Below are 16,137 nucleotides of genomic sequence, written 5' to 3'. Positions count from 1 at the left end.
GCCCATAATGAGCTGTAAAAACATTGCGGCAACTGTAATAATTACAAGGGACGGAGTTATCATTCCCAGGGTCGCGAAAATTCCTCCCAGCACTTTTTCTTTTTTATAGCCGACAAAGGTTGCCGTATTAACGGCAATGATTCCCGGTGTACACTGGCCGATGGCATAACAGTCAAGAAGTTCCTCTTCTGTAATCCATTTGTTTTTTTTCACAAGTTCGTGCTCCAGCATTGGAAGCATTGTAAGTCCGCCGCCGAATGTCAGGCCGCCGATTTTTAGAAACGACCAGTAAAGATTCAAAATCATTTTAATTCTTGTCATTCATTCACCTTAAATATTCCCCTGCAATTATAGTAAATTTTAATCGATGGGAATATAATTTTATATCAATTTTAGAAGAAGTATTTACGAGTAATTTAGGTGCTTTACAGCGCTAATTTGTTGACCACAAAAAAAAATGTTTGTATAATCTAATTTACATATATATATGGAGGACATTAATGGCTAAGACCAAATATGTTTATTATTTCGGTGACGGTGACGCAGAAGGCGATGAATCAATGCGTCTCATCCTCGGTGGAAAAGGTGCTAACCTTGCTCAGATGGCAAAAAAACCTTTGAGCCTTCCAGTTCCATCAGGATTCACAATTTCTATCGACGTATGTCAGGAATACTACAAGCTCGGAAAGAAGTATCCTGCATCTCTCGCAGCAGAAGTACAGAAGTACCTCACAAAGCTCGAAAAGTCTATGGGCAAAAAGCTCGGTGACGAAAAGGATCCACTCCTTGTTTCAGTTCGCTCAGGTGCAGCTGAATCAATGCCAGGTATGATGGATACAATCCTCAACCTCGGTCTCAACGACAAGTCAGTTATCGGACTTGCAACAAAGACAAACAACGCACGTTTCGCATGGGACGCATACCGCCGCTTCATCCAGATGTACGGTAACGTTGCTATGGGCGTTGACCACGACAAATTCGAAGAAATCCTTGACTCTGTAAAGAAGTCACGCGGTGTTAAAGAAGATGTTGAACTCAAGACAGAAGACCTCCAGGAAGTTGTAGCTAAGTACAAGGCTATGTACAAGGCAGAAAAGGGTAAGGACTTCCCACAGGACCCACAGGAACAGATGTGGGGAGCTATCGGTGCCGTATTCGGCTCATGGATGAACGATCGCGCTATCGTTTACCGCAAGCTCAACAACATTGATGAAAACAAGATTAAGGGTACAGCTGTTACTGTAATGGCAATGGTATTCGGTAACATGGGTGAAACATCAGGAACTGGTGTTGCATTCTCACGCGACCCATCAACAGGTGAAAACAAGTTCATGGCAGAATACCTCATCAACGCTCAGGGTGAAGACGTTGTTGCTGGTATCCGTACTCCAATGGATATCTCTGCTCTCGAGAAGCAGCAGCCAAAGATCTTTGCTGAAATCACAAAGATCCGCAACCGCCTCGAAAAGCACTACCGCGACATGCAGGACATGGAATTCACAGTTCAGGAAGGAAAGCTCTTCATGCTCCAGTGCCGCAACGGTAAGCGCACAGGTCCAGCAGCTGTTAAGATGGCTGTAGACATGGTTGCAGAAAAGATGATCACAAAGGAAGAAGCTCTTATGCGCGTTAAGCCAGATCAGCTTGACCAGCTTCTCCACCCACAGTTCGACAAGACAGCTCTCAAGAACGCAAAGCCACTCGCATCAGCTCTCAACGCATCTCCAGGTGCAGGTTGTGGTGCAATCGTATTCACAGCAGAAGAAGCAGTTGAATGGGACAAGGCTGGAAAGAAGGTAATGCTCGTTCGCAAGGAAACATCTCCAGATGACATCGCTGGTATGTACGTTGCACAGGGTATCCTTACATCTACTGGTGGTCGTACATCACACGCAGCTGTTGTTGCTCGCGGTATGGGTACACCATGTGTTTGTGGATGTGCAGAAGTTGTATTCCTCGACAAGGAAACAGTAAAGATCGGTGAAAAGACATTCAAGAAGGGTGATGTAATTTCTATCGACGGTTCAACAGGTAAGGTTTATGGTGAAGCTCTCCCAGTAACACCAGCAGCTGTATCTGGCGACCTCAAGACATTCCTCGGTTGGGCAGATGAAATCCGTGCTAAGTCAGTACGCACAACAAAGTCTGGAAAGAAGGTTGCAGGTTTCGGAGTTCTCGCAAACGCAGAACAGAACGAAGCAAAGCAGGCATTCGACTTTGGTGCTGCTGGTATCGGTCTTTGCCGTACAGAACACATGTTCTTCGAAGAACCAAAGCTTTCTTCATTCCAGAAGATGATCATTTCTGAAAATACTGAAGCTCGCAAGGCTAACCTCAAGGCTATCCTCCCACTTCAGCAGAAGGACTTCTACGAAATCATCAAGACAATGGAAGGACGCGCTGTAACAATCCGTCTCCTTGACCCACCTCTTAACGAATTCGTACAGGCTGAAACACCAGAACTCGCTGCAGCACTTGCAAAGAAGCTTGGCGTATCAGTAGAAACAATCAACAAGAAGTATGCTGAACTCAACGAACACAACCCAATGCTCGGACATCGTGGTTGCCGTCTCGCTATCACATACCCAGAAATCTACGAAATGCAGGTTGAAGCTATTGCTCGCGCAACAGCTAAGGCTCAGAAAGAAGGTCTCAAGAACGACGTTCGCATCATGATCCCTAACGTAACAACATTCGCAGAACTTAAGCAGATCCGCGCACAGGCAGAAGCTGTAATTGCTACAGTTAACCAGGAATGCGGAACAAAGCTCAAGTTCCAGATCGGATCTATGATCGAATTCCCAAGAGCAGCATGTAACGCAGCAGAAATCGCTAAGTACGCTGACTTCTTCTCATTCGGTACAAACGACCTTACTCAGACAACATACGGATTCTCACGCGATGACTACTCTAAGTTCATCGAATCTTACCTCGATCAGAAAGTTCTCCTTAAGGACCCATTCGCTACACTCGATGCAACAGGTGTTGGTGACATGATCGAAATCGCAGAAGCACGCGGACGTTCTGTAAACAAGGACCTCCACCTCGGCATCTGTGGTGAACACGGTGGTGATCCAGACTCAATCAAGCTTTGCTATGCTCTTGGTCTTAACTATGTATCTTGCTCTCCATTCCGCGTACCAGCAGCTCGTCTCGCAGGTGCACAGGCAGTAATCGAAGCAGCAAAGGCAGCTAAGGCAGCAAAGGCTCCTGCAAAGAAGCCAGCAGCTAAGAAAGCAGCTCCTGCAAAGGCAGCAGCAAAGAAGGCTCCAGCTAAGAAAGTTGCAGAAAAGAAGGTAGCTGCAAAGAAGGCTCCTGCAAAGAAAGCAACAGCAGCTAAGAAGCCTGCAGCTAAGAAAGCACCTGCAAAGAAGCCAGCAGCAAAAAAGGCTCCAGGAAAGAAGACAACAAAGAAATAAGTCGTAAAAATCACGTCCTGTGATTTTTACTCTGAGAGTTTCATGAATGAAACTCTCGGGCTTTGTTGCTTAACCGTTGACGCGCCATCCTTGGCGCTACCCACGGGTTCTATGCAAAGACCCTCTCGGTAGAAATACTGGGAGGGTTTTTTATTGCAGTGTCATGGGATAGTTTTTTCTTTTCATTTTGAAATCCATCTTCTATAATGGTTTCATCAGGAAAAGTAAAAGGAGTATTCCGTGAAAAAAGTTTTCTTTGCCACAGCTATTGCTGCTTTTTTTTTATGCATGTTTGCCTGCAAGACTGAGGTTACAGAAGTAACTGAAATAGTAAAAGAAGATAGTTCAAAGGCAGCCGAGCTCCAGAAACAGAATGAACTGCTGAATCAGCAAAAGGAGCTTTTACAGAAGCAGCTTGATGAGCTTAAGGCGGCCTTGGAAAAATTGACAGGCATGCAGGCAGAAACGGGAACTCCAGTCGCAGCTGATGAAATACAGGGCATCCTGGACAGCAACACCGACAGCGAAATTGTATATGTTCAGCTTGACAGATCGACATCTAAAGAAGACCTTTCGACAATCAGTGAAACCTTAAAGGCAAACCCTGAAACAAATGTTGTGCTTGACCTTAGTCGGGCAAAGGACCTTGAAGAAATTCCAGGTGGAATTTTCAGTGGTTGCGGCAACATTACTTCCGTCGTACTACCAGATACGGCAACGGTGCTAAAGAAGGATGCCTTCAGAGACTGTTCAAATCTTACTTCTGTGGTTCTGCCTGCATCAATGGAAAGTGTGGAACGGAATGCCTTTGCAGACTGCGGACAGCTTAAGGAAATAAAGATAAAAAATTCTGAAACCTTCATACATCCTGCTGCCCTCCAAGGCTGCATGTCCATAGTAAAGGTAGAAGGAAACGGTTCATTGATCAGGATGGTTGATGACACCGTGGAACATGGTTTTGATGCGGTTCTAATAAAAGGTGAAGCAAAAGTAGAGGCAAAATATTTTAGCGGCCTCAAACATCTTGAGCATCTGGAAATAAAACATGGGCCAAAAGAAATTGAAAGCGGCGCATTCAAAGATAGTACTACAATTACAGGTATAGATATTCCAGACAGTATTTCGGAAATAGGAGCAGAGGCTTTTTCTGGTTGTACAGCTCTTGAAACCATGGAATTGCCTGATGTTGTGAGTGCATTAAAGGCTGAGACATTTTCGGGATGTACAAGTCTGAATCACGTGAAAATTCCTGAGAGTATTGAACTGATAGAACGTTGTGCCTTTATGAATTGCACAAGTCTTAAGCAAATTAAAATTCCTGATAAAATATCAGAAATTTTCGAATATTGTTTTGCTAACTGCACAAGTCTAGAAAATATACAAATTCCAAATGGAATAACTGCAATTGGAGATTCAGCGTTTTCTGGGTGTCGGGGAATTAAGAATATTAATGACTTAGATAAAATATCAAAAATTGGAAAAAATGCTTTCTATGGATGTACTAATCTTCTAAACATTTATATTCCAGATGGTTGTAAAATTAAAGAATATGCTTTTAATGAATGTATAAATTTAACGTTAAGACCCTCTTATGCAGAAGGGCTATGGTATAAAAATATAAAGTGTTTAATTCTTGGAGAATCAGCTTTTCGTATTGTTTCAGGAGCATGTTATTGCATTTATACTCCTGAAGACCCCGAAAACAAGTTTCTTTTTATAGATTATATACCATGGATATCAAAAAATAACATTAAAAAAGTTGTATTAGAGGACTCAAATACAATAATTGGGCAGTTAGCCTTTTTTAGTTGTGATACGATTGAATCCATTACTTTACCTGATACAATAACCGTAATTGATGAAAACGCCTTTCTCTACTGCACATCGCTAAAAGAAATAAATATTCCTGTTTCGGTAACATCAATTAAAGAAGGTGCCTTTAGATACTGCAGAAACCTGCAGCATTTAACAATTCCTGAGTCAGTATCATCAATAGGGGATAGGGCTTTCGATGAATGCAATAATCTTGAAATAGAAGTTCCGAAAAGATTTATTGATAAAAATGATACGTTATTTAAGAGTTGCAAAAAGGTAATATACTACTGAGATTTACTTCATGATTCATGTGGGTAACATTCAAGAAATGTTTAAACATAAGAACATAGTGTTTAGTTAGGAGGTTGTTAAAATCTATGGGTTATTAATATTTGTGAAAATACAATGATAATTATGTGATATATTTTTACCAAAAACGTTTTTATTTTCAAAAGTTTTCCAACTCACATCAACGGGTTTTACAAAAGGTATTACGGCAGAGAAGAGGTGGTTGAAGACGGTCCCGTTGATTTTTCTATTGATGAGATTTTTTCAAGGATACCGTAAGAAAGTTTTGTTTCGTTGATAAAAAATCTATTTGTTCAAGAATTTAAAAAAAGTAATTTTTTTGATTCTTTGACGCGCCATCTATGGCGCTGCCCACGGATTCTATGCAAAACCCTCTCGGTAGAAATATTGGGAGGGTTTTTTATTGCACTAGCCTACTAAAATTTTTTTCTAAGCTGTTTTTTCAAATAGGACAGGTTATAGACAAAATAAAAGAAAAGGACTCCTCCAAAGTAATGCTGCATGTAGTCTGGGCACTTGGCTGCTATAAGGACGATTTTAAGCAGAAGGCATAGGGCGAGAGTTAAAAAAAGACGGAGGACAAGCAGGACGGTAACGGTGTTGGCTGCAGCATTTACATCGCCGAGACTGACTTTTTCAAGCTCTTTTTTTTCAATACGGCAATTCAGCATTCTTTCAATTTTTGTACTTAGAGCGGCAATGACAAATCCGCAAAGAAGATTGAAACCAAGGTTCATGATTCCACCGTGGTTTTTCTGCGATACAAAAAGAATGATCATGGAAACAGGAACAAAGAGGACTGCAAGTACCATAAAGTGACCGCGTTCTTTTTTTATGGCTTCATGGCGGATGCTTGCGGCAGAATCAGCGTTTAAAAAATCATCGCGTATGGTGTGTATTTTTTTTGCCTTTTCATCACCCAAAGCATCCTCTGCTTCGTCAAGAAAAGCTTCACCGTCTTTTGATTCATTTTTGACGCATGGTTTTTCATCGGCCAGTTCAGTTTTAAAAGCTTGAGTTTTGACATATTCTTCTGCAGAAGGTTCAACAGGTTCTTCCTGCATGGAATTTTCAAAAGAAACAGATTTAAGGGCCTGGTCATAAGCCTGCCTGATTTTTTGATATTTTACAGGATCCTTACCAGGTGGATTAATTTTTACCTGGGCAGCAAAAGCCTTTTTAATTTCAGCCTTATTGTCTGTAGGTTCAATGCCAAGTATTTTCCAGCATTCTGAATTCATAGATTACAAGATCCTCATTTTAATATGTAAAAAAAGAAGGGCAACCAGGATAAGGATGACAATGTAGATGGTATGTGCCCTCTTATATTCTTTGCTTTTCTCTCCATTCTTATCTTCTGGAGAAAGGCCTGTGATTCTGGTAAACAGGTTGTCGAAAAGATTCACCATTGAAGATTCATCTCCGTCTTCCAGCTTTCTTGAGTCCCATAAAAAGTAAAGTACGACAAGACTTACTGGGACAGCACCGACAGAAAGGATTCCAAGAACCATCAGCAGGGTATCCATAAAATCCGTTTTAAACCCATCGAAGAATAAAAATATTATCAATAAAAAAAGTAAAATAAGAAGGCAATAGGGAAAGGCAAAAAGTATCTTAATTCGTCTTTCTGCAGAGGAGACTTTTACAAATTCAAGAAAAAAATCTGCAAGGGCCGAGATTGCGAAGCTAAAAATTCCAATCGCCATTCCAAGTATGCAGACGAATTTAAAATCTTCTTTGCCCCAAAAAAATTCAAGTACAAAGAAAATTCCTGCTGCAAGGATTCCAAGAGAAATGTATTTGAGCAATGTCCTTAAAGGAATGGTTTTTCTATTGTTCATATTTTTACCAGATTTCAGAATCGTAGTCGTCAAAAATTCTTTCAAGCTTCTCTCTCATTTCCCTGATCTGTTCTGGAATCTGCTTTGCAAGGGCAGTTTCAAAAACTGTAGTAAGGTCAAGGATCTTTTTTCTCTGCTCGCCGATGGATTCCTGATAAAGACGCTTTGCTTTTTCAAGGATGGCGATGTTCTCTTCATCTTCCCAAGGGAGTACCTTGAGGTTTTCCATCTTTTTCCTAGCCTCTGCAATCTCAATGTCAGAAAGATCGGCGTTTCCCTGATTGATGACCATGGATTTTGTATATCCGTTGCTTACGCTTGTAACTTCAACTTCAAGAAGTCCGTTAATGTCGTAGGTGAACCTTACGTCAATGGCTTCATGTTCCTTTTTGTTGTATGGAACTTCTGAATCAAGGCATCCAAGACTTAAGTTTTCCTCTGGAATCATTGATTCTCCCTGGTATACATCGACGCGGATATTTTTCTGCCCTGGAACCGATGTGTAATAGCGCTTTACGATGCTTACAGGAACAGGAGTGTTTCTTTCGATGATAGGATCGCATATGATATTGCCGTCTGTATTTGTACTGAATGGAGCAGGCAGGCTCTTAAGGACGGAAGTGCTCAAAGTAAAAGGACAGATGTCTGTAAGGACGGTTTCCTTCAAATCGTGATTGCAGTCCTTCATGGCGGCAAGTACACCAGCACCCAGGGCAACGGTCTCGTCAGGATTGATTCTTGAAATGACCTTGTCGCCAAAAACTGCTTCTGCAAAATCAGTAATGCACTTCATTCTTGTTGCTCCGCCCATGAGTATTACGGAATCAATGTCTGCAACATGGAGGCCAGCATCATTCATTGCTTTCTTTATAGGACTTTTAAGGCGCATTACAAGGTCGGAAGTTATGGCAGAAAAAGTTTCTGGAGTAAGGGTAGATCTATATTCTTTTCCTTCAATTGTCATGGCCATTTCTGCTGGCTGTGGATTTGTTTTGTCGGATACCTTGAACTTTGCAGTTTCTGCAACCTTGTTCATTTCTGCGATTTCTGCGGGAGTAAGGTCACCCATAATCTTGTTTTCAAAAAGGAACCAGGCGGAAATGGATTTTGTAAAATCTTCTCCACCAAGACGGTTGTCTCCGCTTACGGACTTAACATCAATAATGCCTTCAAAAAATTCAAGGATTGAAACATCAAAGGTTCCTCCTCCAAGGTCAAGGACAATAGCATTCTTCATGTCTGGCTGTTCGTTGATTCCATAGCATAGGGCAGCTGCTGTAGGCTCGCTGATGAGTCGTTCAACTTTAAGGCCCGCAAGCTTTCCTGCTTCCTGTGTTGCACGGCGCTGGTTCTGGTTGAAGTAGGCAGGCACGCTGATAACGGCTTCAGTAACTTCTTCTCCAAGGAATTTTTCAGCATCTCTTTTTAATGAACTTAAAATGAAGGCAGACAATTCAATTGAAGAATAATCCCTTCCGCGAAGAGAATAGAAATATCTTTGGCCCATGGTTCTTTTAAATGCATAGGCGGTGTTTTCAGGATCCGTAATGAGCATTTCCTTTGCGGCCTGTCCTGTAACAATGGTATTGTCTTCCTTAATGGAAACAAAGGACGGTGTAAGGTTTTTTCCAAGTGCATTTGGAATGATTACGGGACCAAAATCCCTCCATACTGATACCAGACTGTTTGTTGTACCCAAGTCGATTCCGATGATTGCCATTTAATTATTCTCCTCTACTTTTTTCTTCAAATTCATCTATGAAGATAAATTCAACATCAAGGTTTTCTTTTTCGTTTTCTTTTGTGAAATCCTCTTCGTATTTTCTGTAAAGACTTTCCGTTATATATATGGTCTTAAGTTTATGACAGTCTGCATAGATTATGCCGTCACTTAAATCATAGACCGTTGGTGGAATGTAAAGGGTTTCAAGTGAAGGAAGACTGCAGAATGCAACTCCTGAAATTTTCAGAAGCCCCATGGGTAAATCTATGCGCCTTAAATTTGGACATTCATAAAATGCAAAACGGTTGATTTTCGTTAAATTCAAGTATTTCCATTTTTCATTATACTTAAAGTTCAGAGTAACTGTTTCAATATTGGGATTATTGGAGAATGCTCTGGTTCCAATGCTAAAGCCCACTTTATATACCGTTTTAGGACGTTTGAGAAAAAGGTGCTTTGCATCACCTCTGTAGCGGGTAATGGTTATGTCGGACATTCGTTCAAAGGAATCTCTTTTTAATCCGACTTCATTCAGAAAAAGAGGGTTTATGTATGGATAGATCCAAAGGACGATGAATGCAACAAGAAGAAAAGCATTTACCCTGCCGAGGAATGGCACATAGTGGTTTATTTTGCTGAGGTCGTAAAACAGGAAACGTTTTTCAGTCGTCATGGATTCAAATACTTTTTCAGCAGAAAGAACCACTTCATGGTTGTGCACAGGAAAGTAAAAGTTGAAGTATGAAATCTTTTTTCCAAGACCAGCAATCCTTAAGACTTCGTCCCTGGAAACAGGTACAAAATCAACATTCTTTTCCTCCAGTTTTTTCTTAGCCATGTAGACGCTGATTTTGGAAAGGCAGATGTAGATTCTTGTGTTGAATTCTGCTTCTTCAAGATGAACTGGAAGCTCTGCGTCCTTTGCGTTGCTTTCTGATTTTTCAACGGCAATATAGAATTCCTGATGGGTAAAAAGATTCTTGCAGAGTTTTTCCTTTGCGCGGTCAAGAATTATATCTTCCGTAAAATCATAGGGGTTGTGTCTTTCATAATATTGAAAAAGATTGTATATATCGCGCATCTTATTGTTCCGAACAGATTAAAAGGCATCTAACCAAGGCAATGACTGCCATGATAAACAGAAGTGCAAAAGTTTTAAGTAGCTTAAGGTTTTTCCATAAATGTTCATAAAGCAAAGGGCCTGCAAAAGATATTTTTCTATAGGGAAAAGAGCCGATGGCGGTTTTTATATCCTTAAAGGAAATGGAGCCGAACATGGTCCTAAGGCGGGAAAGTTCTGCAAGGGAAATGCTTTCATCCATTGCCTCATTTTTTCCAAGTGCAGAATCTATTGTATCATCATCGTCTTCTTCTGACAGGAATGAATCATCGTCCAATAAGTCATCAAAGGCTTTGGGCATAAATATTTTGCTGGAGTCTTGTTTCATAACCCAATCATAGGCTTCCCGAAGCTCCTGATATTTCTGGGCATCTTTTGAAGGAGGATTAATTTTTACTTTTTGTGCAAAGGCTTTTTTAATTAAGGCCTTATCGGAAGTTGGTTTTATGCCAAGTATTTTCCAATAGTCCATGATTCAATTATATAGATTTTTTGAAAAAATGGAAATTTAAAATTATTATTTACTGTCAGCCGCCCATGAAATCTGTAGCAGAAAATTAGCGAATGGAATAAAATAAAAAAAATGAAAAAGTTGATAAAAACCGCATTGTTGATGGCCTTTGTTCTGGCTTTAGGAAGCTGTAAAAAAGAAAGCGTAGAATCTTCTGTTGCAGAGGATTCACCTGAAGAATTTCTTGAAGATTTAGAAGATGACGCAGAAGAAATCACTGAAGAAAAAGATGTTGAAAAGGAATTGCCTAAAGTAGATATGGAGTATGTCATGGTAAATTCTCCAGAAGGATTGAATGTCCGTGAAACTCCTGATTTGTCTTCAATAAAAATTGCAGGACTTACTGACAGGACCATTGTAAGACTTCTTCAAACTGGTGCGGAAATTACCATAGATGGCATAACTTCAAGTTGGCTTGAAATTGAATTGCCGTCAGATATTGCAGAAAAGAAAAAAGTAAAAAGCGGATGGGTCTTTGGCGGCTACATGGAAAGAAATCTGGGGGAAAGCATTTCGTCCGATTACTATCATTATGGCATGCTTGATCAGCCAAGAATGGCATCGATAGGCAGCTACATAATGCCTCATGAAAATCGAACCCTTGCCATGTATAGTGCACCGTCAGAAAAATCCCAAAAGATTTCTAGCTTTGGCGGAAAGGATTCCGGAATAATCATCAGGGTTGCTGGAGTAAGCCGCTATCTTGATGATGGTGCCTGGTATTACATTTTGAATCAGTCCACTGGAAAAAAAGGATGGGTATTTGGAAGGACACCAGGATATTCCACTGCAGACGGTTTTAAAATTTCAAAAACCAAAACTCATTATGTAAGAAAAAATGCTGATGTGCTTGTGGAAAAAAACGACTATAAGGCATCCTTAGGGTATATACCAAGAATTGTCCTTTGCTCCGACAACATCCATTATGTTGCCAGGGTCAATGAGTCAAAAAACCTGGAGATATACAACCGGAACAACGATGAAGTAAAGAATGTCTATCTGTCAGCTTATCTAAATGATTACAATGATAGAGAATCCGATGCAATTTTCTACAGTGCAAAAAGCAACGCAGTTTATTTTGGCTGGGGAAAATCAGTATGCCTATATTCCATGGATGAAGGCAACATTTCAACGGTTTTTGAAATCGACACGGACGTACCGGAAGCCTTGAGTGGTTCTGTAGTAATTGAGAGTATAAGTGTAAGTAAGGATGAAAGATATTTTTATCTTGTGGGAGAATTCTTTACGGGCAAAAGATACATTTCCAGAATGATAGCATTTGATGTTGAAACTAAGGTTCAGAAAATTCTGGATGTTGAAACTCCAAACTGTGATTCAGACCATCACTTGGAATATGACTATGATGTGGATTTTGATGAGAACAACAATGCTGTTTATCACATTTGTAATTCCATATGGACTTCTTCAACTCATATTGTTGAGAACGCCCTGGTTTATGTAAGCTCAAATTCAGAAAACTGGCCCGATCCTGTTGTTCACATGCTCCCAGAAACTCAGTTCTCAGAGGGGACACTCTTTATTCCAGGATCAGAGGATGTGCTATGCTGCGATTCAAGATTCTGTGTATATGATCCTGATGCAAACCTAAAGGCTTCCTACAGACTTGCAAACAATGAAATTTATGAAGGTATGCGCACATATAATAATTTCCAGATGAATGAAGATAAATCCATCTGTGCCGTACTGGAAGGAACATTGGACAAATACATTACATTCTATTCGACAAAGACATTCAACCTTTTGTTTGCCATGAAATTAGAATCAGTTCCAGGATCTGATATGAAATTCTGGTGGAATGGAAAAATGCTTCTTGTGAGTGAAAAAGTAAACGAGAATCATTTCTATTCATCATATGATATTACGATTACGGAAAAGGAAATCCAGATAAGCGATACTGAACCTTTGGTCAAGGAACAGGTAGGTCTTTGCGCAAAAACTTTTAACTGCGAGGATGATGGTGAAGTGGGTTATAGCTTCAACTTTTCGCCTGATGGAATCTACATGTGCTATGATTTTGATACAAGGGCCGAAAATGCAGAACTGGTAAGAGCAATTATCGGAGGCTATGAAATTACGGGGAACAATGAAGTTCACCTCTATCCGTATTTTTCCGAATTCAGACTTCCATACTATAGCTGGATAAGCGAAGATTTTTCGAATTTCAGAAGATTCAATTTGCTTCCAGAACAGAAGGGGCTTGATGTATCCATAAAGCTGGGAGTTCCAAAAAACAACAGGTTCGGTGAAATCTATCTTTATGATAAGAATAAAAACTTCATCGGTTCAACCTACGACTGGGATATAGGAAGTGGCGGTTATGGTGTTCAAAATGAGGCGGCAGCTTCCGTTTACCAGGTATATGAAAAATAAAATTGAAAAGGATGCTGAAAATATGAAAACGAAATATAAGCCTTTGGGATATATATCGGATCCCACTGGTGCTGCAGAATCCCCGGAAGATGCTGAACGTATAATTGGCAGGACGCATTATTTTAGCAGTTGGGGAAAAACAAAAGAGGAAGAAGAAAAATTATTAGAATATGAAGATGCTGTCCGTGTAATGTATATTGATACTGCAATCGAAGGGGAAAGAGGGAGAGATGTTTCGTATGCATATCATGACAAATCCCTTTTTCAGAAAGCAGACGGAACCTTTTATATAAGTGAAGTGCACTGCGATGACTTTGCAGGTGGTCAGAATTTTATTGCCGACTATGACAAAAAGTATTTTGAAAATCACACTTTGGATGATTTTGTTTTTGATCTTAAAAAATACGCGCCTTCTTTTCCATACGACGGAAAGTATTTGTCCAGCAACATAAGTTTTTACGCACAGTACTGGCAGACAGTAAGCGGTGAAGATTTGTTTGGAAACAGGAAATATTGGAAGATTGAAGGAATAGTAAAAGATGTTGATATGTACCTGAAAGAATTCAGCATCAATCGTGACTATGAAATTCTTAAGGCTCATCTTGAAGAGGAAAAAGAAAAGGCGATTCAGGAAATAAAGAAAAGGGAAAAAAGGGAAAAGATTTTTTTCGGGAGATTTCTTTCTGATGAGGACGGCTGGCGTGAAAACTGTCATCCTCTTGCATCTAAAGAATATGTCGATGAACAGATCCATATAATTAAGAATGTGGTTGATAGGAAGAGCAGAAAATTCTATGCGGCAAAGGTTATTCGCGAGTCACCTCAATCTTTTTCTGCCCTTTCAAATTTTAAACTGTTCACTGATGACAGTTTCGGATATCTCATTGCCATTGAAAATTGCCCCGAGATTGAATCCCATAATTGTGTTGCTGGTCCAGATAATCCAGGCCTTTACAACATAAATCTATGGAAGGAGATGGGTAAAAAAGAATATAACATTCAGGTTCCAACAAGACCATGCGGTCCAGAAGATGCCGTTCAAAACAAAAGGCTTGGAAACTGGCTCTATGATTTATGCAGTAAAAATGGATCCAACATTTGGTATGGAAAGTATAGGGCCAATGATTTTAGTACAGCAAAGATGATTGTGCATGAAATCTGTTCCAATATAAATGTAAGGGACTCTGGATTTTTTCAGAGGTTCGTTTTAAATAGATGTGATCTTGAAACATTCTGTCAGATTCTAAAAAGGGAAAAAGCTTTTCCTGAAGTCGTGTTGAAAGTAATTGAAGAACATGATTTTTCCATGGAAGAAATTTTCTACTCCTTCGAAAATGACAAGCACATGTGCATAGAAAAGCGTGGTGACGACCTGATCTCCATTGATTTTATAGAAACAGTGAAGTAAAAATTGCCTCGATTGATTTAATCTTCCATATTGGATAAATTCTTTTCTATGAAAACAGTCTCTGATTTTACGGAAGGTTCAATCCTTGGGCCACTTTTGAAATTTGCATTTCCAATCCTTTTTGCCATGCTCCTGCAGACAATGTATGGAGCCGTGGATTTAATAATAATCGGTCAGTTTTGTGATGCGGCAGCCGTTTCTGCAGTTTCAAACGGAAGCCACATCATGATGACCATTTCCAATGTGATTACTGGAATTTCCCTTGGTATGACAATTCTTCTTGGTCAGAGAATAGGCGAAAAGAAACTTGAAGAAGCGGGTAAAATCATCGGCAGCGGCATCGTGCTTTTTTTCATCATTGCAATGATTACTTCTGTTCTCATGATTTTTACAACGACCTCATGGATCACTGTACTCAAGGTTCCTGTAGAAGCTGTTGCTTACTGCAAAAGTTACATGATCATCTGCAGTGCAGGAATTCTTTTTATCGTTTCATACAACCTTTTGGGTGCAATTTTCCGCGGACTTGGTAATAGCAAGCTTCCTTTGATAATCGTTGCCATTGCAAGTGTATTCAATGTTTTTGGCGATTTGTTTTTTGTTGCGGTTCTTAAAATGGGTTCTGCAGGTGCTGCCATTGCAACAGTTCTTGCCCAGGCTTTGAGCGTTATAATTTCCCTTTTTATCATTGTAAGGATGGACTTGCCTTTTACTTTCAACTTGAAGATGATTAAATTCAATTCTTCATTGAACGCAAGGATTTTGAAACTTGGAACTCCAGTTGCTTTCCAGGACCTGCTCGTAAGCATCTCCTTTTTCTTTTTGAATGCCATCGTCAATTCCATGGGTGTTGTTGCCAGTGCAGGAATCGGCATTGCAGAAAAACTCTGCGGATTCATCATGCTTGTTCCTTCATCTTTCAGTCAGTCCATGAGTTCTGTTGTTGCACAGAATTACGGTGCAAAGAAAATGGGTAGGGCAGTAAAGGCTTTGATCTGCGGAATCGGAAGTTCCCTCATTGTTGCAGTTTTTATTGCATGGCTTGGATTCTTTCACGGAGACCTTCTCTGCGAAATGTTCAGCAAGGAAAACGATGTTGTCTTTGCAGGCTGGCAGTACCTTAAGGGATATTCGATTGATGTATTGTTTACATCATTTTTGTTCTGCTTTATCGGATTCTACAACGGGGCCGGAAAAACAAAGTTCGTAATGCTTCAGGGAATCTTCGGTGCCTTCTGTATTCGCGTTCCCTTGTCTTTTGTAATAAATCATTTCTATCCTGATTCAATCTTCTATCTTTCTCTTGCAACTCCAAGCTCAACGGTGATGCAGATTATCATATGCTTCATCTATCTGAAAATTTTTTGGAATGATGTAAAGCAAAACAAGCTGTAAAAATTCAATGATTTTTCGTCAGCAAGATTGAATCCGTGAGGTATAAAAAAAGCGGCCGAATGTTTGAAGTGCACCCCTAAAGTTGGACAAATAAAGTTCAATTTTAGGAGGTGCATTTTTTATGTCCAAATACTCAGAAGAGTTCAAATTAAAAATTGTAAAAGAGCATAAAGAAACGCATATAGGTTCAAAACGGCTGCATAAG

Annotated in this window: 11 protein-coding genes; 5 read left to right on the top strand and 6 right to left on the bottom strand. The window is 40.0% G+C overall.

The annotated features are described in order from the left end of the window. On the bottom strand, positions 1–321 hold a 321-nt coding region (locus ACKI39_RS04615; protein WP_407398119.1), incomplete at its 3' end, for a chromate transporter. Between the two features lie 179 nt (positions 322–500). Between ACKI39_RS04615 and ppdK the strand changes: the two genes are divergently transcribed. Together ppdK and ACKI39_RS04605 are read left to right on the top strand one after the other, a co-directional pair. Then, entirely contained in the window at positions 501–3,419 is a 2,919-nt protein-coding gene (ppdK, locus tag ACKI39_RS04610; RefSeq protein ID WP_407398117.1) for a pyruvate, phosphate dikinase, read from the top strand. Between the two features lie 240 nt (positions 3,420–3,659). After that, entirely contained in the window at positions 3,660–5,525 is a 1,866-nt protein-coding gene (locus ACKI39_RS04605) for a leucine-rich repeat protein (protein ID WP_407398115.1), read from the top strand. A 434-nt stretch (positions 5,526–5,959) separates the two neighbouring features. On the opposite strand, the gene ACKI39_RS04600 is transcribed toward ACKI39_RS04605, so the two are convergent. The 5 genes from ACKI39_RS04600 to ACKI39_RS04580 form a co-directional block, all read right to left on the bottom strand. Then, complete coding sequence (locus ACKI39_RS04600) at positions 5,960–6,784, bottom strand: hypothetical protein (RefSeq protein WP_407398113.1); 825 nt, start codon at positions 6,782–6,784, stop codon at positions 5,960–5,962. 3 nt (positions 6,785–6,787) lie between these two features. Next, positions 6,788–7,069 carry a hypothetical protein gene (locus ACKI39_RS04595; protein WP_407398111.1) on the bottom strand — a complete coding sequence of 94 codons (282 nt, stop codon included), beginning with the start codon at positions 7,067–7,069 and terminating at the stop codon, positions 6,788–6,790. 319 nt (positions 7,070–7,388) lie between these two features. Continuing rightward, on the bottom strand, positions 7,389–9,104 hold the full coding sequence (locus ACKI39_RS04590; protein WP_407398109.1) for an Hsp70 family protein: 1,716 nt from the start codon (positions 9,102–9,104) through the stop codon (positions 7,389–7,391). A 4-nt stretch (positions 9,105–9,108) separates the two neighbouring features. Beyond that, positions 9,109–10,188, bottom strand: coding sequence for a leucine-rich repeat protein (locus ACKI39_RS04585; protein WP_407398107.1), 1,080 nt, complete (start codon positions 10,186–10,188; stop codon positions 9,109–9,111). Position 10,189: 1 nt separating this feature from the next. Further along, positions 10,190–10,699, bottom strand: a complete 510-nt coding sequence (locus ACKI39_RS04580) for a J domain-containing protein (RefSeq protein ID WP_407398105.1) — start codon at positions 10,697–10,699, stop codon at positions 10,190–10,192. A gap of 111 nt (positions 10,700–10,810) precedes the next feature. Here ACKI39_RS04580 and ACKI39_RS04575 point away from each other — a divergent pair, with 111 nt between their 5' ends. From ACKI39_RS04575 to ACKI39_RS04565, 3 genes are read left to right on the top strand one after another with little or no spacing between them, the layout of a single operon-like run. After that, positions 10,811–13,129, top strand: a complete 2,319-nt coding sequence (locus ACKI39_RS04575; RefSeq protein WP_407398103.1) for an SH3 domain-containing protein — start codon at positions 10,811–10,813, stop codon at positions 13,127–13,129. Then, positions 13,119–14,537, top strand: a complete 1,419-nt coding sequence (locus ACKI39_RS04570) for a hypothetical protein (protein ID WP_407398101.1) — start codon at positions 13,119–13,121, stop codon at positions 14,535–14,537. Before ACKI39_RS04575 ends, ACKI39_RS04570 begins: the two co-directional genes overlap by 11 nt. A 48-nt stretch (positions 14,538–14,585) precedes the next feature. After that, positions 14,586–15,932 (top strand): MATE family efflux transporter, encoded by a 1,347-nt coding sequence (locus ACKI39_RS04565; RefSeq protein WP_407398099.1) that lies wholly within the window; start codon positions 14,586–14,588, stop codon positions 15,930–15,932. The last annotated feature ends 205 nt before the right edge of the window (positions 15,933–16,137 follow it).

Origin of the sequence: Treponema sp., assembly GCF_045641405.1 — a bacterium.
Lineage (GTDB): Bacteria > Spirochaetota > Spirochaetia > Treponematales > Treponemataceae > Treponema_D.
This window is presented reverse-complemented; position numbering and strand designations above follow the sequence as displayed.